At 41.9% G+C, this 25,519-nt stretch carries 24 protein-coding genes and 1 pseudogene; 20 read left to right on the top strand and 5 right to left on the bottom strand.

The annotated features are described in order from the left end of the window. The first annotated feature begins 59 nt into the window (after nt 1-59). The 4 genes from H7F27_RS13500 to H7F27_RS13485 all read left to right on the top strand — a co-directional run bounded on the left by H7F27_RS13500 (nt 60) and on the right by H7F27_RS13485 (nt 3,089). Nucleotides 60-1,259, top strand: a complete 1,200-nt coding sequence (locus H7F27_RS13500) for a DUF3880 domain-containing protein (protein WP_101860651.1) — start codon at nt 60-62, stop codon at nt 1,257-1,259. Nucleotides 1,260-1,299: 40 nt separating this feature from the next. Further along, nucleotides 1,300-1,485, top strand: a complete 186-nt coding sequence (locus tag H7F27_RS13495; RefSeq protein WP_101860652.1) for a LysM peptidoglycan-binding domain-containing protein — start codon at nt 1,300-1,302, stop codon at nt 1,483-1,485. Between the two features lie 95 nt (nt 1,486-1,580). Next, on the top strand, nt 1,581-2,516 hold the full coding sequence (locus H7F27_RS13490; RefSeq protein WP_101860653.1) for a glycosyl hydrolase family 18 protein: 936 nt from the start codon (nt 1,581-1,583) through the stop codon (nt 2,514-2,516). Between the two features lie 282 nt (nt 2,517-2,798). Then, nucleotides 2,799-3,089 carry a DUF3219 family protein gene (locus tag H7F27_RS13485; protein ID WP_024121186.1) on the top strand — a complete coding sequence of 97 codons (291 nt, stop codon included), beginning with the start codon at nt 2,799-2,801 and terminating at the stop codon, nt 3,087-3,089. Nucleotides 3,090-3,209: 120 nt separating this feature from the next. Here H7F27_RS13485 and H7F27_RS13480 read toward each other — a convergent pair whose 3' ends face one another. Further along, complete coding sequence (locus H7F27_RS13480) at nt 3,210-3,395, bottom strand: YkvS family protein (RefSeq protein ID WP_003232446.1); 186 nt, start codon at nt 3,393-3,395, stop codon at nt 3,210-3,212. 164 nt (nt 3,396-3,559) lie between these two features. Here H7F27_RS13480 and H7F27_RS13475 point away from each other — a divergent pair, with 164 nt between their 5' ends. The 5 genes from H7F27_RS13475 (at nt 3,560) to H7F27_RS13455 (ending at nt 8,838) form a co-directional block, all read left to right on the top strand. After that, nucleotides 3,560-3,754, top strand: coding sequence for a hypothetical protein (locus H7F27_RS13475; RefSeq protein ID WP_010334023.1), 195 nt, complete (start codon nt 3,560-3,562; stop codon nt 3,752-3,754). 297 nt (nt 3,755-4,051) lie between these two features. After that, nucleotides 4,052-4,681, top strand: a complete 630-nt coding sequence (locus tag H7F27_RS13470) for a cell wall hydrolase (protein ID WP_095713425.1) — start codon at nt 4,052-4,054, stop codon at nt 4,679-4,681. A 117-nt stretch (nt 4,682-4,798) separates the two neighbouring features. Then, complete coding sequence (ykvU, locus tag H7F27_RS13465) at nt 4,799-6,136, top strand: sporulation protein YkvU (RefSeq protein WP_024121188.1); 1,338 nt, start codon at nt 4,799-4,801, stop codon at nt 6,134-6,136. 49 nt (nt 6,137-6,185) lie between these two features. Then, complete coding sequence (gene stoA / locus H7F27_RS13460) at nt 6,186-6,686, top strand: endospore biogenesis thiol-disulfide oxidoreductase StoA (protein ID WP_101860654.1); 501 nt, start codon at nt 6,186-6,188, stop codon at nt 6,684-6,686. Nucleotides 6,687-6,924: 238 nt separating this feature from the next. After that, nucleotides 6,925-8,838 (top strand): heavy metal translocating P-type ATPase, encoded by a 1,914-nt coding sequence (locus H7F27_RS13455; RefSeq protein ID WP_101860655.1) that lies wholly within the window; start codon nt 6,925-6,927, stop codon nt 8,836-8,838. A 31-nt stretch (nt 8,839-8,869) separates the two neighbouring features. On the opposite strand, the gene H7F27_RS13450 is transcribed toward H7F27_RS13455, so the two are convergent. Further along, entirely contained in the window at nt 8,870-9,085 is a 216-nt protein-coding gene (locus tag H7F27_RS13450; protein WP_024121191.1) for a hypothetical protein, read from the bottom strand. A 163-nt stretch (nt 9,086-9,248) separates the two neighbouring features. On the opposite strand from H7F27_RS13450, the gene papB reads away from it, so the two are divergent. Beyond that, nucleotides 9,249-10,343: a di/tri-peptidase gene (gene papB, locus H7F27_RS13445; protein ID WP_101860656.1), complete on the top strand. Its 1,095-nt coding sequence runs from the start codon at nt 9,249-9,251 to the stop codon at nt 10,341-10,343. 53 nt (nt 10,344-10,396) lie between these two features. Here the strand turns inward: papB and H7F27_RS20910 are convergent, their stop codons facing one another. After that, complete coding sequence (locus tag H7F27_RS20910; protein ID WP_010334030.1) at nt 10,397-10,522, bottom strand: hypothetical protein; 126 nt, start codon at nt 10,520-10,522, stop codon at nt 10,397-10,399. A 106-nt stretch (nt 10,523-10,628) separates the two neighbouring features. Here H7F27_RS20910 and H7F27_RS13440 point away from each other — a divergent pair, with 106 nt between their 5' ends. From H7F27_RS13440 to splB, 7 genes are all read left to right on the top strand, one after another. Beyond that, nucleotides 10,629-11,594: a LacI family DNA-binding transcriptional regulator gene (locus tag H7F27_RS13440; RefSeq protein ID WP_101860657.1), complete on the top strand. Its 966-nt coding sequence runs from the start codon at nt 10,629-10,631 to the stop codon at nt 11,592-11,594. 61 nt (nt 11,595-11,655) lie between these two features. Next, nucleotides 11,656-12,522: a glucose PTS transporter transcription antiterminator GlcT gene (glcT, locus tag H7F27_RS13435; protein ID WP_038954190.1), complete on the top strand. Its 867-nt coding sequence runs from the start codon at nt 11,656-11,658 to the stop codon at nt 12,520-12,522. 231 nt (nt 12,523-12,753) lie between these two features. Then, nucleotides 12,754-14,853 (top strand): PTS glucose transporter subunit IIABC, encoded by a 2,100-nt coding sequence (gene ptsG / locus H7F27_RS13430; RefSeq protein WP_024121195.1) that lies wholly within the window; start codon nt 12,754-12,756, stop codon nt 14,851-14,853. A 98-nt stretch (nt 14,854-14,951) separates the two neighbouring features. After that, a complete protein-coding gene (locus H7F27_RS13425; RefSeq protein WP_010334034.1) occupies nt 14,952-15,218 on the top strand; it encodes a phosphocarrier protein HPr in 267 nt (88 codons plus the stop codon). Further along, nucleotides 15,218-16,930, top strand: coding sequence for a phosphoenolpyruvate--protein phosphotransferase (gene ptsP, locus H7F27_RS13420; RefSeq protein ID WP_059292877.1), 1,713 nt, complete (start codon nt 15,218-15,220; stop codon nt 16,928-16,930). Before H7F27_RS13425 ends, ptsP begins: the two co-directional genes overlap by 1 nt. A gap of 90 nt (nt 16,931-17,020) precedes the next feature. Then, nucleotides 17,021-17,260, top strand: coding sequence for a splAB operon transcriptional regulator SplA (gene splA / locus H7F27_RS13415; RefSeq protein ID WP_010334035.1), 240 nt, complete (start codon nt 17,021-17,023; stop codon nt 17,258-17,260). 77 nt (nt 17,261-17,337) lie between these two features. Beyond that, complete coding sequence (gene splB, locus H7F27_RS13410; protein WP_024121198.1) at nt 17,338-18,366, top strand: spore photoproduct lyase; 1,029 nt, start codon at nt 17,338-17,340, stop codon at nt 18,364-18,366. On the opposite strand, the pseudogene H7F27_RS13405 reads toward splB, so the two are convergent. Continuing rightward, nucleotides 18,359-19,061: pseudogene (locus H7F27_RS13405) on the bottom strand (GNAT family N-acetyltransferase). The gene splB and the pseudogene H7F27_RS13405 sit on opposite strands and share 8 nt — an antisense overlap. Before the next feature lie 157 nt (nt 19,062-19,218). On the opposite strand from H7F27_RS13405, the gene H7F27_RS13400 reads away from it, so the two are divergent. Both H7F27_RS13400 and H7F27_RS13395 read left to right on the top strand, forming a co-directional pair. After that, a complete protein-coding gene (locus H7F27_RS13400; protein WP_185848009.1) occupies nt 19,219-21,186 on the top strand; it encodes a methyl-accepting chemotaxis protein in 1,968 nt (655 codons plus the stop codon). Between the two features lie 136 nt (nt 21,187-21,322). Beyond that, entirely contained in the window at nt 21,323-22,189 is an 867-nt protein-coding gene (locus tag H7F27_RS13395; protein WP_059292874.1) for an NAD(P)-dependent oxidoreductase, read from the top strand. A 38-nt stretch (nt 22,190-22,227) separates the two neighbouring features. On the opposite strand, the gene H7F27_RS13390 is transcribed toward H7F27_RS13395, so the two are convergent. After that, nucleotides 22,228-23,004 carry a CAP domain-containing protein gene (locus tag H7F27_RS13390; protein ID WP_101860660.1) on the bottom strand — a complete coding sequence of 259 codons (777 nt, stop codon included), beginning with the start codon at nt 23,002-23,004 and terminating at the stop codon, nt 22,228-22,230. A 338-nt stretch (nt 23,005-23,342) separates the two neighbouring features. Here H7F27_RS13390 and H7F27_RS13385 point away from each other — a divergent pair, with 338 nt between their 5' ends. Then, nucleotides 23,343-25,457 (top strand): peptidoglycan D,D-transpeptidase FtsI family protein, encoded by a 2,115-nt coding sequence (locus H7F27_RS13385; RefSeq protein WP_142367103.1) that lies wholly within the window; start codon nt 23,343-23,345, stop codon nt 25,455-25,457. Nucleotides 25,458-25,519 lie beyond the last annotated feature (62 nt).

Here is a 25,519-nt window from a genome sequence, read left to right as displayed (position 1 = left end):
TATTACAAATACATACCAATAAGTAGAGCATAAAAAAGTGAAAGAGAGGACGAACATGTGTGAAAATTCTTTTTCTAGAGAGTCATCCTATGTGGCTCTATGGTTTACCAAATGGGTTTAGTGAAGCAGGCCATACCGTAATGATTTCGGGCCCTGTAAGTCGGGAAAATGTTACTGAAATGATAGAAGAATTCAAACCAGATCTAATCGTATCTATGGGTTGGACACCAGAGCATTCAAGAGAAAAGCAAGCCTGGATCCGCAATGCTACTAAAAAGGTGAAGATCCCCCTCGTTTATTGGGCAACTGAAGACCCGCTGCACACTCAAAACTTTACTATCCCGTTAATTAAAAAGATGAAACCGGATTTTGTTTTCACCGTTACACCTTCTCTGTGTAAAACTTATGAAAGGATGGGGATAAAAGCGGCTCATTTAGACTTTGCATATCACGAAAGTATACATCATCAGATTAAACCATTGGACAAATATAGCTGTGATATAGCGGTGGTGGCTAATGCTTACCCTAATTTTCTTGAAGAACATCCGGAAGTGTTCCGCTCGTCCTCTTTAAAAACGCTTATTCGTCCTCTCATACAAAATGGTATTCGCATTGATTTTTGGGGGAAAAATTGGGAGAAAATGAGCAAACATATAGGAAGAGAAATTCCCCGGAATTGGATTCATGGATACCTTGATTATACTGAAGCATATAAAGTTTACAGTTCAGCAAAAATCATTCTCGGTTTGCAAAACTGTGAAAGCCAGCTTACGCAGCGCACCTATGAGATTCTTGGTTCCGGAGGGGTTTTATTGACATCGGATACCCCAGCAGTTCGAGGTAAATTCAAACCTGGCCGCGATCTCATCGTTTCATCTTCCCCAAAAGAAACATTTGAAAAGGTTAAATACTATTTGAATCATGATAGCGAGAGAAAGAAGATTCGGATAAACGGTAAAAAGGCTGTAAAGAATGATTCCTATCGGCATAGAGCTGAGAGAATGCTTGAGGTGCTAAAAAGCAGAGGAATCTTAAGAAACCTAGAGGAAACCATTCATTATGTTGATGTTCTCAAAGAAAATTACGTGATCCATCATGTTGCTCCCGGTGAAACATTAACGAAAATCGCCATAAAGTATAATATTCCCCTTAAACAAATCATGGAGCTAAATCATTTCAAATCAGATCAGATATATGCGGGACAAATCATTAAGATTAGAAAGAAACGGTCTAGAGATGTTAAAAATAAATTTTTCTAAAGGAGAGTAATATAAATGAAGGGAAAAAACCAAAACAGAAGTGAAAAGAACGCCTCGTTATATGGAATTTCCCGTGACATATGAAGTATATTGTGTGGAATCCGGGGATACATTATGGACGATTTCAAAATCCTTTAATATTCCGGTACAACAACTTATGAATCTTAATAAGCTTTCTTCAGATAGAATTTATCCCGGACAAATGATAAAGATAAGAGAAAGGTAATTTATGAGGTTTCGGAAACGAAACAAATTGGAATGATCAATCTTCATATTTTATTTGTTAAAACTTGATATCTTTGAGAATGAAGGGGTTATGAGATGTTTCAAATGAGCTATTTCTATTCTGGATTAGGTTATGATATTATTCATCATGTTGATCAAACGAACGGAGTATTAAAAGTCGTGTCTCCTGACTTTTTCTATATCAGAAAAAATGGATCACTACTTCTCCGTTCAGCTAATCCTGATGTGATTAAAGCTCTTCATAGAAGAAAATTAAAAGTAGTTCCTTTTTTAAGCAATCATTGGAATCAGGATTTGGGTCGAGTTGCGTTAAAGAAACGAGTGGTTTTGGCTAAACAAATTTCTAATGCAATAGAAGAACTGGATCTAGACGGGGTCAATATCGATATAGAAAACCTTACAGAGAAAGATCGGCAGGCATTTACGGATTTCGTTAGATTAGTAAGAAAAGGTATTCCTAGGCACAAAGAGGTATCAGTTGCAGTGGCAGCAAATCCTTTTGGCTGGACGAAGGGCTGGCACGGATTATATGATTATGAGAATTTAGCTAAACATGCGGACTATCTAATGGTTATGGCCTATGATGAAAGCCGCCTTGCTGGGCCTACTGCAAGTGTAGGATGGGTGGAAAAGTCCATTCAATATGCTCTAGCCCAAAAAATCTCTCCCAAAAAACTGGTTTTAGGATTGCCTTTCTATGGCCGTTGCTGGATGCAAGACCAATCTAACTCACAAGCCATTTCACTTTACCTTGTTAACTCATTAGTAAAAAGGCATAACGGTACAATTATTTTTGACATAAAGAGTCAGTCTCCAAAAGCTGTTTTTACGATCAAACACGATAAGAAGGATCTATTACCTCCAGGAACATATACATTATGGTTCGAAAATGAACAGTCACTCAGAGCAAAAATAAAACTCGTTCAAAAATATAACCTAAAAGGTCTTGGCAGCTGGAGTCTTGGACAAGAAGATTCGGCAGTCTGGAATAGAGTGTTTAAAAATATATAAGCGGAGGCGGTTAATAATCGTTAATATAGTTTCTCCTGCGGAATGCAGGGGATTTTATACATAAAAAAGACGAGTGAATCCGGGGGGAATGCCACTCGTCACCTTCTAATGAAAAGACGGGATGCTGGATGGCAGCTCGTCTGTTTTATTATAAAATATCGAACGTATGTTTGTAAAGGCGTCTTTTTTAAAGAAATGGTTAAAATAATGCTCAGAACAGATTCATTGTAAACGTTAACGGCTTTATGTTAAGATGCATGAACTGATAAGGAGTGATACCGAGTGAAAACATTGCGTTTAAACGATGTCACGTTAGAAATGTCAACATATCAAGAAGAGAGCGAGCCGAAGCGGAAAATTGCCTTTACCTTACATGTTACCAGTGAGACTTATCATGATATCGCTGTGCTGTTATATGAAAAGACATTTAACGTCGCAGTTCCGGAACAAAATCTTGCCTTCCGCGGTGAAATCACAAATTATTCAACGTCATTGACCAACCTGTACGAAGCGGGAGCCGTGAGTGAATTTTATATCGAAATAACGGAAACAGACACGAACGCCGATTCATAATCGGTGTTTTTTATGTAAAAAAGCTGCCGGCCGGCAGCTTTTGAGAAAGCTAATTTGATATGTAAGGTGTTTAATTGTTCGTCTTGCAGTTTTTGCGAATGCGTGTGGATGAAGGAGGATTTAATAGGAGTCTCTGATGATCTTGTAATTTTTATGATTAACAACAGTCAGTGAATCTAGCTCAAGATCCCGATAGTTATCCATAATGGTAACATCTACGATAACAGAATTCTCATTAACTTTTTCAACAACACCGGTTAATCCGTTTTTAAATTCAATGACGTTTCCGACCTTAGCGATTTTCACAAGCTTCCTCTCCTTTAAACATAATAATTCCTTTTGAAAGTATTAAACAGTATTTTTATTGAGAAGTAAAGCGATAAGGAGTTTTATCGTCCTAAGGAATTGTCCTGGCGCAGGAAAAATGATATATTGATTTTCGTTCAAAGATTGAAAAGGGGGAGTTTTGATTGCGTCCCGAAGACATAACAGAACAGATTGAACAGCTTCGTACTGGTGAAATAAAAGAATTGAGAGTCCAAAAAGAACACTTTCTTGATTTCAGGGCCGTTTTATCGAAACAGGACGATTTTAAGCATTTCCGAGGCATTGCCCAGCAAGGCGGAGATGTGGTGTTTCAATATTTAGAACAGCCAAGAAGCTAAAAGGTTTCTCATAAGTGAGAAGCCTTTTTATCATATATGACAGAACGCCAGCCTTTTATTACAAATGATGTAACAGACGTAAACAAAATGTAAAATTACAAAAATGGATAAATATGCCTTGAAATGACAAGATTTATAGGAAATCACGCTGTTTTTTTGCCATTAATCAGTGCGTCACCCGGTATATTCCATCCTGATACCTGTTTGGGAGAGTTGGAAAATCTTTTTCCGTGAAATTGATTTGATCTCTTGTTAAGGTTATGAAGTGTTTTTTGAGCACTTTAAGGAGGAAACTGTATGACGACAAAATTTACTGCGCTAGCTGTTTTTCTTCTTTGTTTCATGCCTGCTTCGAAAATTGAACATACACAAGCTTCACTACTGAACACAAAGAAGACAAAACATGAAGAAGCTAAGCTGCTTACCCATATAAATCATGACACAGACACATCTTTCTCTTCACTGTCTGCTGATGAGGACAAGAAAAAAATAAAGCCGATCAAGCTATCAGCGAACACTGAAAAGAAAGAAAAAGAACAATCAGAGAAAGCGAATGAGAAGAGAGAAACTTATTCTGAGTCTGAAAAAGAATTGCTTTCCCGACTCGTTCACGCAGAGGCGAAGGGCGAATCCTATGAAGGCAAGGTCGCTGTTGCAAGCGTTGTGCTGAACAGGACGGATAAGAAGGGCTTTCCCGATACAATCAGAGGGGTTATTTATCAGAAAAATGCCTTTGAACCTGTCGCAAACGGAAGCATTAATCAAGAGCCAGACAAAGAATCAATTGAGGCTGTTGAAGAAGCGATGTCATCTAAGGACAGAGAAACAGAAGCCCTTTTCTTTTATAACCCGAAAACGGCGTCAGATGACTGGATTCGCTCAAGGAAAATCATTGAAAAAATCGGCAGGCATGTCTTTGCCATATAAGCATAGAAGAGACCATTCGTCTCAGCTGTGCTTTTTTTTATAGAAAGAGTAAAAATAAAATAATTTTTGAACTTGTCTCATATGATGTTGGTAGTACAAGAGACAAGGAGAGACATCATGAATCGATTTGTAAAAGGGATTATTCTTTTATCCATTGCCGCCTTTTTCGCTGAATGCCTTGAATTTGTCGTGAATATGATTTTGGCGCGCGAGCTTGGCGAGCACGGGATGGGGCTTTACATGAGTATTTTGCCTACCATCTTTTTAATTATTGTCATCGCAAGCTTGGAGCTGCCAATATCAATTTCTAAATTTATCGCTGAATCAAATCCAAAGCTCCATGAAAGCATGCTGAGGCACGCCTTCAGAATGACAGCTGTTTTCACGGCCTTTTCCACCGCCGCCGCCAGTATTGCGCTTCCTTTTATTCCGGTGTTTGATACATATCACCCGTTTATCAAAGGAATTGTCATCGGCTTGATTCCTATTGTCGCCTTTACGTCAATTGCCAGAGGCTACTTTATGGGTGTGCAAAAAATGGGGAAGATCGCAATCGCTAATGTCCTGAAAAAAATCATTCAGCTGTTGTGCTTGTTCATCTTCTTTCAATGGTACTCGTTTGAGCTGGACATGGCTGTGCTGATTTCGCTGTTTGTCCTTGTCGTGAGCGATGTGATCGTGCTTGTTTACTTGTATTCACAGTTTATCCTGGCAAGACGTGCGGTATCGGTTCAGCAGCATATCCATTTACGCGGGAAAGATGTTAGAAAAAGACTGCTTGCCGTATCGATTCCGACAACCGGACTGCGCATTTTCCACGCTGTAGTCAACGCCATTGAGCCCTTTTTAGTAAAAGGAGCGCTTTTGGCAGCGGGCGTTGCAGGGACAACTGCAATCGATCAATACGGCATGCTTGCCGGAGTGGCTGTGACGATAGGGTCGTTTCCTGCTTTTATCGCCCATTCGTTAATGGTCGTCATGATTCCCAGTATTTCTGAAGCTTATTCTCTCTCACAATATGACATCGTATTAAAAAGGCTGAAGCAGTCGATCTTTATCACGTTGGGATACGGTATACCGGCTGTCTGGATCATGTTTCAGTTTGCGGAGCCCCTGACCCATCTGTTTTTTCACTCTCCTGAAGCACAGTATTATTTGCAGCTTTTGTGGCCGTACTTTCTCTTTCATTTATTTGTGATGCCCCTTCAGGCATGTTTAATCGGGATGGGCTTTGTCAAAGAAGCTTTTTATCACAATGTGTGGAGCCATCTCGTTGCGCTGAGTATGATGTATGTGCTGGGTTCAATGGAAAACCTGCAAATGCTGGGCATTATCCTTGGGATGAATACAGGTATGATTTTGCTGACGAGCCTACACTATACAACGATTTGCAAAGCGCTGCGTGTATCTGTTTTTCTGACGGGAGGAAACCGAACGCCGCGGATTGAAGGATGATAAATCTCTAGCGGGGCAAGCTATTTGAAAAGCATGAAAGGAAGATTCCATGTTGACAAAACGCTTGTCCCTCGCTATTTGCCTGATCTTATTTGCTATGATTTCATGGCTGCCTCTATCGGCACAGGCTGCCAATAAACAGCATGCTGTTCCTGCGGTTTTCCTCATGAAAACGATAGAAGGAGAGGATATCTCCATCCCAAATAAAGGACAGAAAACGATCCTGCATTTTTGGACTTCATGGTGTCCGCCCTGCAAAAAGGAACTTCCTCAGTTCCAATCATTTTACGAGGCTCATCGATCTGACAGTGTGAAGCTGGTAACAGTCAATTTAGTGAATTCAGAACAAAATCAGCAAGTCGTTGAAGACTTTATCAAAGCAAACCATCTGACCTTTCCGATTGTTCTCGACACAAAAGGGGATTTAATGAAGGAATATCATATTATAACAATTCCGACCTCGTTTTTGCTGAATGAAAAGGGTGAAATTGAAGAAACAAAAGTGGGGCCGATGACGGTTGAACAATTGAAAGAATGGACGAAAGAATAAGCTGAGAGCGTAGCCTTTCAGCTTTTTTGTCATATAATGAAAGGTGAACAGATATTAATGATAATTATTATCAAAAAGAAATTAAAATAATTATAATTGAAATTCTTTTTCTGCATGCTATAATTAAGAAAGACATCATGAAATAATCAACGATGAAGCTGCCTTCTGGGCGGCGATTTTGTTTTTTATAAGAGAAATGAAGATGATTTGCGTTCTCAATTAGGGAGGAGAATTCGATATGAATGAACAAGTGATGCTTCAACAAGATCAGCATCAGCCATTAAAGACAGAACAGCCAGAAAAAAGCTGGTCCCAGCATGCGGAGCTTATCGCAGCCCTTGTGTCAGGTGCTCTTATTTTAGCAGGCTGGCTCCTTTCCTCACATCAGTTGTTATCGGTAACGCTATATTTGCTGGCCTTTGTCATCGGCGGATTTGCTAAAGCGAAAGAAGGAATCGAAGAAACGCTCGAATCCAAAACGCTGAATGTTGAGCTTTTAATGATTTTCGCTGCCGTGGGTTCCGCATTGATTGGGTACTGGGCAGAGGGTGCCGTTTTAATCTTTATTTTTTCCTTAAGCGGAGCTTTAGAAACATACACGATGAATAAAAGCAGCAGGGATTTAACTTCTTTAATGAAGCTTGAGCCTGAAGAAGCAACGCTGATTGTAAACGGTGAAACCAAAAGAGTATCGGTTGCAGATATAAAGGCTGGTGATACGATTGTTATCAAACCTGGAGAACGGGTGGCAGCTGACGGAATCATTGAATCTGGTTCTACAAGTCTTGACGAGTCAGCGTTAACGGGCGAATCGATGCCCGTAGAAAAAAACACCGGCGACGCTGTGTATACGGGAACTGTTAATCGAAACGGCTCCTTGACCGTCCGTGTCACAAAAGCAAGCGAAGATTCTTTATTCCGAAAGATTATCAAATTGGTGGAATCTGCGCAAAACAGTGTGTCACCTGCGCAAGCTTTTATCGAACGATTTGAAAATGCATATGTAAAAGGCGTTCTGATCGTGGTGGGGCTGCTGTTGTTTGTGCCGCACTTTGCACTTGGCTGGAGCTGGAGTGAAACCTTTTATCGCGCGATGGTATTTATGGTGGTGGCGTCACCTTGCGCACTTGTCGCGTCCATCATGCCGGCAGCGCTGTCCTTGATTTCAAATGGCGCCCGCAACGGCATGCTAGTGAAAGGAAGTGTATTTCTTGAACAGCTGGGATCTGTGCAAATGATCGCTTTTGACAAAACGGGGACTGTAACAAAAGGCCAGCCCGCGGTTGAGACGGTCAGACTGGCGGAAGGGTATGAAGAAACGGAAGTGCTTGAAGCTGTCTATGCGATTGAGAAGCAGTCCAGCCATCCGCTCGCGCAAGCCATTGCCGGCTACGCTGAAAGCCGCGGCATCAACAAGTCCGGCTACATATCAATCGAAGAAACGTCAGGCTTTGGTGTAATGGCTGAAGTGGCGGGTGCCAAATGGAAAGTCGGAAAGGCAGGATTTATTGGGGAAGAATTGTCAGCACAATTTTTGAAACAATCTGCATCAGATATCATTCAAAACGGCCAAACCATAGTGTTTGTGAAAAAGGACGATCAAATTGCCGGCTGTATCGCTTTGAAAGATCAAATCAGACCTGAAGCAAAAGAAGTCATGGATGAACTGAGCCGTCTGGGGATTAAAACGGCCATGCTGACGGGAGATCACGAGGACACGGCTCAAGCGATAGCGAAGGAAGCGGGAATGACAACAGTTGCAGCAGAATGTCTGCCTGACCAAAAAGTAAATGAAGTGAAACGATTAAAAGAAGAATTCGGGACGATTGCAATGGTCGGAGACGGAATCAACGATGCGCCGGCACTAAAAGCGGCGGATGTCGGCATTGCAATGGGCGGCGGAACAGACGTGGCCCTTGAAACTGCTGATATGGTGCTCATGCAAAACGATTTGAAAAAACTCGTAAAAATGTGCCGTTTATCACGGAAAATGAACAGGATTGTAAAGCAGAATATCGTATTTTCTCTCGCGGTCATTTGCCTGCTTATTTGCGCAAACTTTTTACAGGTGATGGAATTGCCGTTTGGCGTTATAGGCCATGAAGGAAGTACGATCTTGGTGATTCTAAACGGTTTAAGGCTTTTAAAATAAAAAACAGCGGTCCAAATGGGCTGCTGTTTTTTTATGGATCAAGTTTTACCTTCCTTTGCTTTTTCTCTTGATCCGGCCTTTTCATCACAATGATGAGAGCCAGGATGCAGCAAAGGAAGCCGGCTGCACAGCCTATGATAGAGCTGTAATAATAAAAATCCACCAGCTTCATACCGACAAAAGGAGCGGAAATTCCCCCAACTGTTAATAGAACAACTGCCTTACGTCTGAAAAAATTCATCAGCAAACGGAACAACTCCCTGCGATTTAACTCTCCTCTCAGTATACAAGATGACCGGCAGGAAATAAAATGATGGAAAACGGAAAGTCGCCGTGAAAGGCAAACACCCGTAAAACCTGTTACAATATATAAAGAACAATGCATGGCAAAAGGCAGGGAGGAACAAGAAATGAATAGAATACAACGCGTCTCTTCATGGCTGAAGGAAGCGGGGCATACTGCCGCATTTATTCATACGAAAGAAAATGTATTTTACTTAACCGGTTTTTATACAGAGCCGCATGAACGTGTAATGGGTTTGTTTATCTTTCAAGAGGAGGAGCCATTTTTCGTTTGTCCGGGAATGGAGGCAGACCAGGCCCGAAATGCCGGATGGAATCACGAAATTATTGGCTATGCCGATCACGAAAATCCATGGGAGCTCATTGAAAAAGCACTCAAAAAACGAAATGTCAGCATACATACGCTTGCCGTAGAAAAGGATTCAATCTCGCTTTCGCGTGCCGAACAACTGAAGCATTCAGCTGGAGGGGCTCAATTTGTATCAGCAGAAGAAACACTTAACCAGTTTCGTCTGATGAAAGACGAGCATGAAATTAAATTGCTGAAAGAGGCGGCGAAGCTTGCCGATTTTGGTGTTGAAGTCGGAACAGCTGCTTTGCGTGAAGGCATCAGTGAGGTGGAAGTTCTCGCTCAGATTGAGTATGAGTTGAAGAAAAAAGGAATTCAGGGCATGTCTTTCTCGACAATGGTGCTATTCGGGAAAAAATCAGGTCAGCCTCACGGAAACCCGGGAACAGCCACATTAAAGAAAGGCGATTTTGTCTTGTTTGACCTGGGTGTTATTATGGACGGCTATTGCTCTGATATCACGCGAACCTTTGCTTACAAAACAATCAATCCGAAGCAGGAAGAAATGTACGAGACGGTGCTCCAAGCGGAAAAAGCCGCGATAGAAGCAAGCAAACCAGGCGTGAGAATCGGAGATCTGGACTTAACTGCCCGCGGAATCATTGAAAAAGCCGGATACGGAGAATATTTCCCTCACCGGCTGGGCCATGGTCTCGGCATTTCAGTGCATGAGTACCCGTCAATGAGCAAAGCCAATGACACGCTGCTGCAGGAAGGAATGGTTTACACAATCGAACCGGGCATTTATGTGCCGGATGTTGGCGGCGTACGCATTGAAGATGACGTTCACGTAACAAAAGACGGGGCGGTTGCGCTTACTCAATATCCGAAGGAATTAACGATATTGCCGTAACAGGCAGAGATAAAAAAGGACTTTGTTCTCGACATCGTCCTTTTTTATCTGTTTTAAATAAAAAAATCATCAAACGTCCGAAATGGTTTCACTTCATGTTTTTGATTGAGCGGTCTTACAGCCAGGCAGCTTCCGCCCAGAACGGCCAGACATAATCCAATTAAAATGAAGAAACCCATTTATATCTTCTCCTTTCAGCAAAAAAACATCTAATCTGTCGGTACGTTCTTATCGTATTGTATGAAACGCATTCCAGATCAAGGGAAATCAGAAAGAAGGGATTTTATGTCTAATATTAAAGACATTGCAGACAAAGCCGGTGTCTCCGTTACGACGGTTTCCAGAGTCATAAACAATCATCCTTATGTAAGTGAAGAGAAAAGAAAAAGAGTGCTTGAAGCAATGGAAGTGTTGGAGTACACAAGAAATGTCCACGCTGTGCATTTGTCGAAGGGGTTTTCAAACATGATCGGTGTTGTGATGCCGACGATCGGCCTTCCTTATTTTGCGGAACTGATGGCGGGAATCTCAGACGCTGCCGCAGAATCAGGCATTCACCTCTCTTTATTCCAGACAAATTATGACGTGAAGAAAGAAATCTTTGCGCTGTCCCAATTAAAACAGCGCCAGGTTGACGGTTTGATTTTTTGCTCGAAGGCGCTGTCTGATGACAAGCTCAAGGAGTGGGAAGGGCCGATATTGCTTTGTCAGAATTCAAACAAGGGCGGGTTTTCCACAATCAGCATTCCTCATCAAGCCGCATTCCGGGACGGACTCGACTATTTAATCGCCAAAGGGCACAAAAAAATAGCGATTTGCTTAGCGAGAAAAAAAGGCATGAACAGTCATTTTCGCATCAAAGCATATAAAGAAGCATTGGAAGAGATCGGAGAAACATTCAATGAAGAATGGGTGATTGAGAAAGCGATTACAATGAACGATGGAAAAGCGCTTTTTCATAAATGGAACAACTGGAGAGAAAGGCCGACGGCTATTTTTGTCGCGAATGACCAGGTATCGGCAGGGCTTTTACTCGAAGCGAAAGCTCAGAAAGTGTCTGTTCCGGATGAACTTGCGATCTTAAGCTTTGATAACCATGAAATCAGCCAATTGCTTGGGATATCAACTATCGATATTCAAGCGAAGGAAATGGGCAAGCAGGCGTTTTCCATGCTGGAAAAAAGGATTCAAGGTCAGCCGATTGAAAAAAGAGTTCTTGATTACCGTCTCATTGAAAGATCGACTGTTTAGTGAATGCATGAAAAAAGGTTTGACGCGCATTCCGTTCGTTATGTACGATATGAGGTATTGAATGACAAAGGAGCTGAGGATCGTGAATGGGTCCTTTACAGTGAAAAAGGTACTGAATAATAACGTATTAATTGCTTCTCATCATAAATACAGTGAAGTAGTTTTGATCGGAAAAGGAATTGGTTTCGGAAAAAAACAAGATGATGTGATTGAAGATAAAGGGTACGATAAAATGTTCATTTTAAAGGACGAAAAGGAACAGAAGCAGTTTAAAAAGCTCCTCGACTATGTTGATGAAAAGCTCGTTGATATTTCAAACGATGTCATATACCATATCAGCAATCGGACAAACCGCTCACTAAATGAACATATTCATATTGCACTGACTGACCATATTGCATTTGCAATCAAAAGGCAGCAGCAGGGCTTTGATATGAAAAATCCTTTTTTAATGGAGACGCAGTCACTTTATCCGGATGAATATCAGATTGCCAAAGAAGTCATTGATATGATCAATGAAAAAGCGGGCATCTGCCTTCCGGAAGGGGAGATCGGTTTTATCGCCCTGCATATTCATTCAGCCCTGACGAATCGCCCGCTGTCGGAAGTCAATAAGCACTCTCAGCTGATGGCGCAGCTTGTAGAGGTGATTGAAGACTCGTTTCAAATGAAAGTAAATAAGGAAAGCGTCAACTATTTACGACTTATCCGGCACATCAGATTTACGATAGAAAGAATTAAAAAAGAGGAACCGACTAAAGAACCAGAAAAATTAATGTTGTTATTGAAAAATGAATATCCGCTATGCTACAATACAGCTTGGAAATTGATTAAAATCTTGCAGCAAACATTGAAGAAACCAGTTCATGAGGCGGAAGCGGTTTATCTCACGCTTCATCTGTACCGATTAACCAATAAAATTTCATAAATTCAGTTTATCCTTTAAAAACGTGTTACTGATCCGATCAGGCATGAGTGATTGAGGGGAAAAAACGGGAAGGTCATTCTCGTTCTTTTGCGCACCCTATTTTGCTCATGCCTTTTTTGTTGTGTAAAAGGGCAAATGTAAACGGTTAAACTGGAAGACTTACGCCTGTGAATTCGTTGTCATGATTTTTAGCTGTAAGGTCAGACTAGTAAAAAGAGGAGGTCAATTCTTATGTTTAAAGCATTATTCGGCGTTCTCCAAAAAATCGGGCGTGCGCTTATGCTTCCAGTTGCGATTCTTCCTGCGGCGGGTATTTTGCTTGCGATCGGGAATGCAATGCAAAACAAGGACATGATTCAAGTCCTGCATTTCCTAAGCAATGACAATGTTCAGCTCGTAGCGGGTGTGATGGAAAGCGCTGGGCAGATTGTTTTCGATAACCTTCCGCTTCTTTTCGCAGTAGGTGTAGCCATCGGGCTTGCCAACGGAGATGGAGTTGCCGGGATAGCAGCAATTATCGGTTATCTGGTGATGAACGTATCCATGAGTGCGGTTCTTCTTGCAAACGGAACCATTCCTTCCGATTCAATCGAAAGAGCCAAGTTCTTCACGGAAAACCACCCGGCATATGTAAACATGCTCGGCATACCTACCTTGGCGACAGGGGTATTCGGCGGTATTATCGTCGGTGTGCTGGCGGCATTGTTGTTTAACAAATTTTATACAATTGAATTGCCGCAATATCTTGGTTTCTTTGCGGGTAAACGTTTCGTACCGATTATTACGTCAATTTCCGCACTGATTCTGGGTCTTATTATGTTAGTGATCTGGCCTCCGATCCAGCATGGATTGAATGCCTTTTCAACTGGATTAGTGGAAGCGAATCCAACCCTAGCTGCATTTATCTTCGGGGTCATTGAACGTTCGCTTATTCCATTTGGTCTGCATCATATTTTCTACTCGCCGTTCTGGTATGAATTCTTCAGCTACAAAAGTGCAGCCGGAGAGATCATCCGCGGGGATCAGCGTATCTTTATGGCGCAGATTAAAGACGGCGTACAATTAACAGCAGGTACGTTCATGACAGGTAAATATCCATTTATGATGTTTGGACTTCCTGCTGCGGCACTTGCGATTTATCATGAAGCAAAACCGCAAAACAAAAAACTTGTTGCAGGTATTATGGGTTCAGCAGCACTGACATCCTTCCTGACAGGGATCACAGAGCCATTGGAATTCTCATTCCTATTCGTTGCCCCTGTCCTATTTGCGATTCACTGTTTGTTTGCAGGGCTTTCATTCATGGTCATGCAGCTGTTGAATGTTAAGATTGGTATGACATTCTCCGGCGGTTTAATTGACTACTTCCTTTTCGGCATTTTACCGAACCGGACGGCTTGGTGGCTTGTCATCCCTGTTGGTTTAGGGATTGCGGTTATTTACTACTTCGGATTCCGATTTGCGATCCGCAAATTTAATCTGAAAACACCAGGCCGTGAGGATGCTTCAGCTGAAACAGCAGCATCCGGGAAAACAGGAGAAGCAGGCGACCTTCCTTACGAGATCCTGCAGGCCATGGGTGACCAGGAAAACATCAAACACCTTGATGCTTGTATCACTCGTCTTCGTGTGACAGTAAACGATCAGAAAAAGGTTGATAAAGACCGTCTGAAGCAGCTTGGCGCCTCCGGGGTTCTGGAAGTGGGCAACAATATTCAGGCGATTTTCGGACCGCGTTCTGACGGATTAAAAACACAAATGCAGGACATCATCGCGGGACGCAAACCAAGACCTGAACCGAAAACATCCGCTGAGGAAGAAGTAGGGCAGCAGGTTGAGGAAGTCATTGCAGAACCGCTGCAAAATGAAATTGGCGAGGAAGTCTTTGTTTCTCCGATTGCTGGAGAAATTCACCCAATTACTGATGTTCCTGACCAAGTCTTCTCAGGAAAAATGATGGGTGACGGCTTTGCGATCCTTCCTTCTGAAGGCATCGTCGTTTCTCCGGTACGAGGAAAAATATTAAATGTTTTCCCGACAAAACATGCAATCGGCCTGCAATCTGACGGTGGAAAAGAAATTTTGATCCACTTCGGCATTGATACGGTCAGCCTCAAGGGCGAAGGGTTTACGTCTTTCGTATCAGAAGGGGACCGCGTTGAGCCTGGACAAAAGCTTCTTGAAGTTGATTTGGACGCAGTAAAACCGAATGTACCGTCTCTGATGACACCGATCGTATTTACGAACCTTGCTGAAGGAGAAACGGTCAGCATTAAGGCAAGCGGATCAGTTAACAGAGAGCAAGAAGACATTGTGAAGATTGAAAAATAAGGGTATATAGTACGCTGTGCTTGTCAGATGACAAGTACGGCTGTATGATATAATATTGTGAAGTAATATAGCTTTAAGTTAAAAGGAGAATGATAAAAATGGCACAAAAAACATTCAAAGTAACTGCAGATTCTGGAATTCACGCTCGTCCTGCAACAGTTCTTGTACAAACTGCAAGCAAATACGACGCTGACGTTAATTTGGAATATAACGGCAAAACTGTAAACCTTAAATCAATCATGGGTGTTATGTCTCTTGGAATCGCTAAAGGCGCTGAAATCACAATTTCTGCTGCTGGCGCTGACGAAAACGATGCTCTTAACGCTTTAGAAGAAACAATGAAAAGCGAAGGACTCGGCGAGTAATGCAAGAATTAAAAGGGATTGGTGCTTCAGCCGGCATCGCGATTGCAAAAGCGTACCGGCTTGAAGAGCCAGATTTAACGGTTGAAAAGAAAAACATCTCTGATTCTGAAGCGGAAGTAAGCCGTTTTGATGAAGCGATTGCACGTTCTAAAGAAGAGCTCGAAAAAATCAAAGAGCATGCTTTGAAAGAACTGGGTCAGGATAAAGCTGATATTTTTTCTGCTCACCTTTTAGTTCTCAGTGACCCTGAGCTTCTGAATCCTGTGAAAGAAAAAATCAGCTCTGATTCTGTAAACGCTGAATTCGCTTTAAAAGAAACGTCTTCTATGTTCGTTACCATGTTTGAATCTATGGATAATGAATACATGAAAGAGCGTGCGGCAGATATCCGCGACGTAACAAAACGCGTAACGGGCCACCTGCTTGGCGTTGAAATTCCAAACCCAAGCATGATTTCAGAAGAAGTTATTATTGTAGCTGAAGACTTAACACCGTCTGACACGGCTCAATTAAACCGTGAGTTCGTAAAAGGATTCACAACTGATATCGGCGGACGCACATCTCACTCTGCCATCATGGCGCGTTCTCTTGAGATTCCTGCAGTTGTCGGAACGAAAGCGGCTACAGGCACGATCCAAAACGGCGTGACTGTTATCGTTGACGGTATTAATGGCGATGTCATTATCGATCCTTCTGCGGAAACTGTAAAAGAGTATGAAGAAAAACATAACGCTTATTTAGCTCAAAAAGCTGAGTGGGCGAAGCTGGTCAATGAACCGACTGTATCAAAAGACGGTCATCATGTAGAGCTTGCAGCGAATATCGGTACTCCTGATGATGTGAAGGGTGTTCTTGAAAACGGCGGAGAAGCAGTTGGTCTTTACCGTACAGAATTCCTTTACATGGGAAGAGATCAGCTGCCTACAGAAGATGAGCAGTTTGACGCTTACAAAACGGTTCTTGAGCGTATGGAAGGAAAATCAGTTGTCGTTCGGACACTTGATATCGGCGGAGACAAAGAGCTTCCTTACCTGCAGCTTCCTAAAGAAATGAACCCGTTCTTGGGCTACAGAGCGATTCGTCTTTGCCTTGAAGAGCAAGAAATCTTCAGAACACAGCTTCGCGCGCTGCTTCGTGCAAGTACATACGGAAACTTGAAAATCATGTTCCCTATGATTGCGACAGTTAACGAATTCAAAGAAGCGAAAGCGATCCTTCTTGAAGAGAAAGAAAAGCTTGTCAAAGCGGGACAAACTGTATCTGACGACATCGAAGTCGGTATGATGGTTGAGATTCCGTCAACTGCAGTTATCGCTGATCAGTTTGCTAAAGAAGTTGACTTCTTCAGTATCGGAACAAATGATTTGATCCAATACACAATGGCAGCTGACCGTATGAATGAACGTGTATCTTACCTGTATCAGCCATACAACCCTGCAATCCTTCGCTTAATTACACTTGTAATTGAAGCGGCACATAAAGAAGGAAAATGGGTCGGCATGTGCGGAGAAATGGCAGGAGATGAAATTGCGATTCCGATTCTTCTTGGCTTAGGCTTAGATGAGTTCTCAATGAGCGCAACTTCTATCCTTCCGGCAAGAACACAAATCAGCAAATTGTCTAAACAAGAAGCTGAGTCATTCAAAGAGAAAATCTTATCTATGAGCACGACAGAAGAAGTTGTCGCGTTCGTAAAAGAAACATTCAAGTAATTCACAAAAACCAGACGGCCTCCGGCCTGTCTGGTTTTTTTCATAATCAGGGATGCAGCGGGGCACAATAACATGGCTAGGAGGGATAGAATGTCAAACGAATTTAACGCAGGAGATACAGTCTACGTCATCTACAGAAATCCGCACGCCGCCAATGTTGCTCATATAAAGGAAGCTGAAATTGTGCATCACCCATACCATGAGGGTGAGCTTTCCCTGTTTATATTTGAAACCTATCATCCGTTTGCTGAGGATGATGCTGTTTTTGCAAGCTATGAAGAAGCAAAATCACTTTACAAAGAATTATTTGATATCGATCCGTACGAGTAACAAGGAAAACATTACAACTCATATCCTTTCCGCCTTATGAGAAAAGTAACGGTAGAAAAGGAAAAGGATGTGGCACCATGCAGAACCCATTTGTTCCGCAGCTCGTTTATATTGAACCGAGAGCAATGGAATATCCATTGGCACAGGAATTACATGATAAATTTGAAAAAATGGGCATCGAAATCAGAGAAACGACGTCCCATAACCAAGTGCGCAATATTCCTGGTAAAAACCATCTTCAGCAATACCGTAATGCAAAATCAACTTTAGTAATCGGTGTCCGAAAAACATTAAAGTTTGATTCTTCAAAACCGTCAGCTGAATATGCGATCCCGTTTGCGACAGGCTGTATGGGGCATTGCCATTACTGCTATTTACAAACCACAATGGGAACAAAACCCTATATCAGAACCTATGTAAATGTCGAAGAAATCTTGGACCAGGCGGATCAGTATATGAAAGAACGTGCACCGGAGTTTACAAGGTTTGAAGCTTCATGTACCTCGGATATTGTGGGCATCGACCATTTGACACATACGCTCAAGCACGCCATTGAACATTTTGGACAGAGTGAGCTTGGCAAGCTCAGATTTGTCACAAAGTTTCACCATGTTGATCACCTTTTGGATGCGAAACATAACGGGAAAACAAGATTCAGATTCAGCATAAATGCTGACTATGTGATTAAGAATTTTGAGCCGGGAACTTCTCCTCTCGATAAACGGATTGAAGCGGCTGTAAAAGTAGCGAAAGCAGGCTACCCGCTAGGCTTTATTGTTGCGCCGATTTACATCCATGAAGGCTGGGAGGAAGGATACAGACATCTGTTTGAAAAACTTGATGCCGCTTTGCCGCAGGATGTCAGACATGATATTACCTTTGAATTGATTCAGCATCGATTTACGAAGCCGGCGAAACGAGTCATTGAGAAGAATTATCCAAAAACAAAGCTTGAGTTAGATGAAGAAAAGCGGCGCTATAAATGGGGACGCTACGGGATCGGAAAATATATTTATCAGAAAGATGAAGAGCATGTGCTTCGGGAAACGCTTGAATCTTATATCGATACGTATTTTCCTAATGCAAAAATTGAATATTTCACGTAAACGGGCTGTCAGCTTTACAGCTCGTTTTTTCATAAAAAGGGATTTTTCCACTCCATCAAAACCCCGTAATTCAAGGATTCTTCATCGTCCAAATAATTGCTGACGATGCAGAGCGGTGAACGGCCGCAATGGAGGAGAAATGACAGTACAGGATCTTTCTTTTTTCCTTCTATAACATCCTCTACATATTGTGAAGCACTGATCTCATGTGCGTACTTATGATAAAAAGGAATACGTCCGCCGCCGAGTAACCGTTCCATTCGCTTTTCAACGGCTAATTCATACATCGTATTCATCAGCCATTTTCCTATTCCAAGCTTCCGGTAATGCGGTGAAACCGAAATATCCACTATATATAACGTATTTGCCTGCGGATCATGACATGTAATATAGCCGTTATCTGTTGTCTCCGCCCATGTATGCTCGGGAGCATCGGGATCAAAATGCACGATAAGAGAAGTCACCGAACCGACGATCTCACCATTAACCAGCGCGCATAAGGCGCCTTCCGGAAAGGTGTTGATATGGCTGGCAAGCTGTTCTTCTGACCACAGCAATTCCTGCGGAAATGGAGGGGGGAAACACTCTTTCTGCAGAGAAAGCAATCCCTCAATGTCTGTTCTTGAATAATTTCTGATCGTCAGCCGCTCAAATTTAATGCCATTATGGACATACATCTGTTTAAAAATGACAATCACTCTCCTTGTGCTGTTTATTATATCGTAATCCAAACTGCTGAAACACAATCAGTTTGAATTTTCAGTAAATATCTTGTAATTTCATTATAATTTATTTTATGTTTATTCATTTTTTGGGTGAAAAGGCCGATATAGAAAATAGGAGGGGATTGGTTTGTTTAAAAAACTTCACATGAAGATTGCTGTTTTCGTTTCTATCATGTTAATCGTCACAGTTGTTCTTTTGATGCTTTCTTCTTACCTGACGTTAAAACCGATGATTACAGAGGATGGGAAAAACACGACACAAAACGTAACAAACTCGCTTGAACAAAATATCGAACTGCAATTAAAGAGTTATGACATTTCGCTGTTAAGATTGGCAAATGGAGAGTTAACACGTGCGTTTGTGACAAATTCAAGTAAAGAAGCTGCCAGGCTGTTTAATGATGACATTAAACAAATTAAAGAAAACGATGATTATGTGGCGATGGCCTATATAGGCACCGCAAAAAAAGAAATGTTTACATATCCGAAAGCAGAATTTGCAGAAGATTATGATCCGGTTTCTAGACCATGGTATAAGCGCGCGGCTGAAACACCGGATAAAGTCGTCTGGACGGAACCCTATAAAGATGTCGTGACGGGAGAAATGATCGTCACAGCCTCAAAAGCAGTTCTTGACGGGCAGAAGGTGATAGGCGTTGCCAGTTATGATCTGAAACTTTCTTCCATCCAGACCATGGTAAATAAGCAAAAGGTGCCATACAATGGCTTTGCTTTTTTAGCTGATGCAAGCGGCAATCTTTTAGCACATCCGTCAAACCAAGGAACAAATATCTCCAAGGACCAAACATTAAAAACCATTGCATCTGACAAAAACGGGATACAAGATGCAAAGGGAAAAATGATTGTGTATCAAACGGTTGGAGAAACGGGATGGAAAGTCGGAACACAATTTGACACAAATCAATTAATGTGGATTTCAGATAAAATGAATCGGGCGAACCTTTTCATCTCACTCATCGCGCTGGCGGTGACGATTATTCTCAGCTACTTCCTCGCCAAAACAATAACCGGGCCGATCCAGCAGCTGATTGCAAAAACAAAGGCCGTCTCTGCAGGCGATTTGACAGTGCATGCAGAGTCAAAGACCAAGGATGAAGTCGGCATGTTAACAAGAGACTTTAATCAGATGGTTGAAAACATGAAGGAAATGGTGGAACAAGTCAGACATTCTTCAGGAAAAGTGTCTGACACCTCTGAACAATTAACAGCTGTCTCCGCTGAAACCAATGAAACGAGCGGACAAATTGCGAAAGCGATCGAAGAAGTGGCAGCAGGGGCAACGGAACAGGCTTCAGAAGTTGAGACCATTAACGAAAAATCAGAAAACCTGTCTGCTAAAATCAGACGAATTGCTGATCAGGCAGGCGGCATGAAAGCACGTTCAAAATCCTCAGAGGATGCAAGCTATAAAGGGCTTGACGCGCTCGGCCAGCTGCTGATGAAATCAAACGAAGCCAATACGGAAACAAAGAAAGTCGAAACGATGCTGCTGGATTTGGAAAATCAAACGAAGAATATTGAAGAAGTGGTTACTGCGATTTCAAATATTTCGGATCAAACCAATTTACTTGCCTTAAATGCCAGTATTGAAGCAGCCAGAGCCGGTGAAAGCGGACGCGGATTTGCAGTCGTGGCTGAAGAGGTGCGGAAGCTTGCCGAGCAGTCAGCGCTTTCCACCAAGCATATCAGTGAGACAGTGAAGCTGATTCAGCTTGAAACAAAAGAGGCTTCCCATGCAATGGTTGAAGCAAGTAAAATGAATGATGAACAAAACAGCGCAATTCATGAGACTGGTGAAGTATTAAACACCATCACCGCGGAAATGCAGTCACTTGTTCAAGGGATTGATCAAATTTACGAAGAAATACAAAGAATGAGTGAAGAACAGCTTGCCATTTCTGAAGCGATTCAAAGTATCTCAGCTATATCACAGGAATCGGCTGCTGCAGCGGAGGAAGTCAACGCCTCAACCGATGAACAGCTGATCACGCTTGAGAAAGTCAAACACTCAACTGATACATTAAAACATGCAAGCCAAGAGCTTATGAACGCTATTGCTAAATTTACATTATAATCAACATTGGATACCCAGGACTTTTTCAAGTTTTGGGTTTTTTATTTTTTAGACTCTACTATATGATTACTAGATATGGTAGTCTAGAAAATGATAAATTTTAACTAAATGAAATCTAACGTCTGGGGGAATTTACTTGAAAAAAACAGTCGGTTTTATCGGTCTTGGAGTAATGGGAAACAGTATGGCTTCACATATCCTTAAAGATGGACATCACGTATTGGTGTATACCCGGACAAAAGCAAAAGCGGACAGCATACTGGAAAAAGGCGCGGTATGGAAAGACACTGTAAAAGAACTATCGAAAGAAGCGGATATCATTATTACAATGGTAGGCTATCCCAGTGATGTAGAAGAAGTGTATTTCGGCAGCAGCGGAATTATTGAACATGCTAAAAAAGGCGCGTATCTCATTGATATGACGACTTCCAAACCGTCGTTAGCCAAAAAAATTGCGGAGGCAGCCAAAGAAAAATCATTATTTGCCTTAGACGCACCTGTTTCAGGAGGTGACATCGGCGCGCAAAATGGAACACTGGCGATTATGGTCGGAGGGGAAAAAGAAGCGTTTGAAGCTTGCCTGCCCATCTTCACTTTAATGGGAGAGAATATTCAATATCAAGGGCCGGCAGGGAGCGGCCAGCACACAAAGATGTGTAATCAAATCGCGATTGCAGCAGGTATGATCGGTGTAGCCGAAGCGATGGCTTATGCCCAAAAATCAGGCCTTCAGCCGGAAAACGTCCTGAAGAGCATTACAACTGGGGCGGCAGGAAGCTGGTCATTGTCAAATCTCGCCCCGCGTATGCTGAAAGGTGATTTCGAGCCAGGATTTTATGTAAAGCATTTTATCAAAGATATGGGAATTGCTTTAGAGGAAGCTGAATTAATGGGTGAAGAAATGCCAGGCTTGTCGCTTGCGAAATCATTATATGACCAACTTGCCGCACAAGGAGAAGAAAACAGCGGGACCCAAAGTATATATAAGCTTTGGGTGAAATAAAAAGAGATTGCCTGTCCAAAACAGGCAATCTCTTTTTATTATTTTCCGATGAATTGCTGTGTCCAGTAGCTGCCGGATTCAACATAACCGACACCGATGTGTGTGAAGTTAGGGTTAAGAATGTTTTTTCTGTGGCCCTCACTGTTCATCCAAGCTTTTACTACTTCTTCAGGTGTTTTTTGTCCTTTAGCAATGTTTTCACCAGCTGTTTTGTAGCTGATTCCGAAAGATTTCATCATATCAAACGGTGAGCCGTAAGTTGGGCTTTGGTGATCAAAATAGTTCTTGTCTTTCATATCCTGTGATTTTGCATGTGCAGATTTGCTTAATGTTTCATCAATTTGTAGCGGTTTTAAACCTTGTTTTTGTCTTTCTGCATTTGTCAGCTCAACAACTTTTTTCTCATATGCACTTACAGATGAAGGTGCAGCTGTTGTTGTATTATTGCTTGTTTTTTCAGCAGTAGCCGGTGCTTTAGCAGCAGTGCTTTGATCAGCGGCTTTTTCAGGAGCCTTTTGAGCTGGCTTTGCAGCTTCCGGCTTTTGAACATCCTGAATCTTCATGTTGGATTGTTTCGCGTGCTTTTGAAGAAGCTTCTCGAGATCTTTTTCATTCGCCGCGTTTAGTGTTTTTATATTTGTTTTAATATGTAGCTTTTTTACTACATCCTTAAGTGTAAGGTTTTGCACTGTGTTCCCCGTTTTGACCGTTACCACAGGCTGGCAGGAGAGTTCTTTCGCTGATGCTTGCTGTACGCCTCCGAATGTGAATAATCCCACCGCAGCGGCAGCTGATAAAATAAATGCTTTTTTCATTAGTTCGTAACCTCCTAGAGTTGTTTGTTTTCTACAAAAAAATCATAACATAGCTTTTTTGTCATAAAGAATCCATCACTTTCCTTTGACAAATGGCGATTGTCATTTTTGTAATCAAAACGCGCTGAACCGCTGATGACAAGCGAGTAATGCGTATGTAGTGACTTTATCTCACAGTTACATAGCTTCCTATTTTTTGAATCGTTAGTTATATTTTAATGTATTTCAATATTGACAACTTTTTTTATCCCTTTTCGCTGTAACAACTATTACAAAGGTGTTACAATTAAAAACAGTATATGTAAATATATTGAATGATTTGAGAGGGGTAACCAGAAGTGACTGAAATAGGACGTGAACCAAAGAAAAAGCGCAAAGGAAACAGAGCAATCAGAATGAATCTGTATTTCCTGGCGGTCTTTGTTCTATTTACTGCATTAATCTTTAAGCTTGGCGTTGTTCAAATTGTCGAAGGCGAACAGCATGAAGAAAACGCTGAGAAAGCTAATGCGAAGACAGCGTATTATCCAGCGCCTCGGGGGAAGATGTATGACAGAAACGAGAAAGTGGCTGTTGATAACCAGAGCGTGCCGGAAATTGTGTATGTCTCAACATCAAGCACAAAAACAGAGGACAAAATCAAAACAGCTAAACGGCTTGCCGCTTTGATCGATATTGATACCGAATTTTTAAAGGATAGAGATTTACGTGATTACTGGCTCGCTTCTCATCCAAAAAAAGCTCTCGGCCTGTTAAAGGAATCTGAAAGCAATCTGAAGGGGACACAGGCTTACAAGCTTCAAGTTGAACGCGTCCCGGCTGAAGAATTGAAGGCCATCCAGCGGGATGACGAAGAAATGCAAACCGCGGCCATATACACAAGATTTTCAAGCGGGAATGCGTATGAACCTCAGATTGTAAAAGCGATGGACCCAAATGACAGCAACGGCAACGGCAAAAATGGATCATTGCTTGATGAAAAGAAAAACTCCTCGCAAAGACCGAAAAATGATTTAACATATGATGAAATTTCTATTGTGTCTGAGCATTTAGAAGAGCTGCCGGGGATAGATGTTGTAAACGATTGGACACGAAAATACCCTTATGACAAAACACTTTATTCCGTTTTTGGAGGTGTCACAACACCTGATCAAGGGCTGCTCAGCGACCGGAAAGACTTTTATGTTACGAGAGGCTATGCGAGTAATGACAGAGTCGGCAAAAGTTATTTGGAGTATCAATATGAGGACTATTTAAATTCTCATAAAGAAAAAGTGGAATACGTGGAAGACAATAAAGGAAATGTCGTCAGCCAGAAAACAATCGACAAAGGCAGCAGGGGCTATGATCTTCGGCTTTCATTTGACATGGAGCTGCAGGCAAAGGTAGAAAAGATTGTGGAAGAAGAAGTGAGAAATAGCCGCGCACGCGGAAACTATATGCTTGACCGGGCCTTTGTTGTGATGATGGATCCGAATAACGGCGATATTTTGTCGATGGCAGGAAAAAAGATAGATTTAGAAACAAATAAGATTCAAGATTATGCGATCGGTGCTTTTACAACCCAATATGAAATGGGATCAGCTGTTAAGGGTGCAACCGTTCTCGCGGGCTATCAGGATGGGATACCACATTATAAATATTTCCATGATGCGCCGATGCATTTAGGAAGGAACCTCATAAAAAAATCTTACACAAATATGGGAACCATCAATGAATTAACGGCTTTGCAAAAAAGTTCAAACGTATATATGTTTAATGTTGCTATGCATATAGCTGGGGTAACGTATAAGCCGCATGGATCGCTTCCTGCTGATCAGAAGGATCTGCTCAAAATGAGAAATTACTACAGCCAGTTTGGCCTTGGAGTCAAGACTGGTGTTGACCTGCCGCAGGAATCTGCAGGAATGCAAACGACACCTGATGTTGTAGGGGGCTTAATTTTAGACTTGGCCATCGGTCAATATGATACATACACACCGCTTCAGATGGCGCAGTACATTTCTGTGATTGCAAACGGAGGATACCGTGTACAGCCTAGAATCGTCACAAGCATACATGAGCCAGGCAAAAAAGATGAACTCGGTAAGGCAATCGAGCAAAGGAAACCTAAAGTGCTGAATAAGATCAATAATTCCCAAAGTGATTTACAGCAAGTGCAAACAGGTATGAAATTAGTAACCTCTTCAGGAACAGCTAAAAATACTTTTACAGAAGATGTGTCGGGAAAAACTGGAACAGCAGAAACATATTACTACGGCACGAATCGCAACTGGTGGGGGAAAAAAACATACAATCTGACTTTTGTCGGCTATTACCCGTCGAAAAATCCAAAAGTGGCCTTTAGTGTCGTTGTGCCGTCAGTAGATGATGACGATAAAATCAATAAAATTATTGCCAAAAGAGCCATACACGCTTACGCAGAGCTCGAAAAGAAAAATAGCGAAAAATAAAAAACAGGGTGCACATCTGACAGATTGTGTGCCCTTTCTTTTCCTCAAAAATTAGAGATCAC

Origin of the sequence: Bacillus sp. PAMC26543, from assembly GCF_014250375.1 — a bacterium.
GTDB classification, from domain to species: Bacteria; Bacillota; Bacilli; order Bacillales; family Bacillaceae; genus Bacillus; species Bacillus halotolerans.
Note: the sequence above shows the minus strand (reverse complement) of the source record. Positions and strands in the feature narration are given on the sequence as shown.

Excerpts from the sequence above, each read along its gene's own strand:
- H7F27_RS13425 (WP_010334034.1), top strand. The coding sequence starts at position 14,952 with ATGGCACAAAAAACATTCAAAGTAACTGCAGATTCTGGAATTCACGCT.
- papB (WP_101860656.1), top strand. The coding sequence starts at position 9,249 with ATGAATAGAATACAACGCGTCTCTTCATGGCTGAAGGAAGCGGGGCAT.
- H7F27_RS20910 (WP_010334030.1), bottom strand. The coding sequence starts at position 10,522 with ATGGGTTTCTTCATTTTAATTGGATTATGTCTGGCCGTTCTGGGCGGA.
- H7F27_RS13440 (WP_101860657.1), top strand. The coding sequence starts at position 10,629 with ATGTCTAATATTAAAGACATTGCAGACAAAGCCGGTGTCTCCGTTACG.
- ptsP (WP_059292877.1), top strand. The coding sequence starts at position 15,218 with ATGCAAGAATTAAAAGGGATTGGTGCTTCAGCCGGCATCGCGATTGCA.
- splB (WP_024121198.1), top strand. The coding sequence starts at position 17,338 with ATGCAGAACCCATTTGTTCCGCAGCTCGTTTATATTGAACCGAGAGCA.
- H7F27_RS13490 (WP_101860653.1), top strand. The coding sequence starts at position 1,581 with ATGTTTCAAATGAGCTATTTCTATTCTGGATTAGGTTATGATATTATT.
- ptsG (WP_024121195.1), top strand. The coding sequence starts at position 12,754 with ATGTTTAAAGCATTATTCGGCGTTCTCCAAAAAATCGGGCGTGCGCTT.
- splA (WP_010334035.1), top strand. The coding sequence starts at position 17,021 with ATGTCAAACGAATTTAACGCAGGAGATACAGTCTACGTCATCTACAGA.
- H7F27_RS13390 (WP_101860660.1), bottom strand. The coding sequence starts at position 23,004 with ATGAAAAAAGCATTTATTTTATCAGCTGCCGCTGCGGTGGGATTATTC.
- glcT (WP_038954190.1), top strand. The coding sequence starts at position 11,656 with ATGACAAAGGAGCTGAGGATCGTGAATGGGTCCTTTACAGTGAAAAAG.
- H7F27_RS13470 (WP_095713425.1), top strand. The coding sequence starts at position 4,052 with ATGACGACAAAATTTACTGCGCTAGCTGTTTTTCTTCTTTGTTTCATG.
- stoA (WP_101860654.1), top strand. The coding sequence starts at position 6,186 with ATGTTGACAAAACGCTTGTCCCTCGCTATTTGCCTGATCTTATTTGCT.
- ykvU (WP_024121188.1), top strand. The coding sequence starts at position 4,799 with ATGAATCGATTTGTAAAAGGGATTATTCTTTTATCCATTGCCGCCTTT.
- H7F27_RS13455 (WP_101860655.1), top strand. The coding sequence starts at position 6,925 with ATGAATGAACAAGTGATGCTTCAACAAGATCAGCATCAGCCATTAAAG.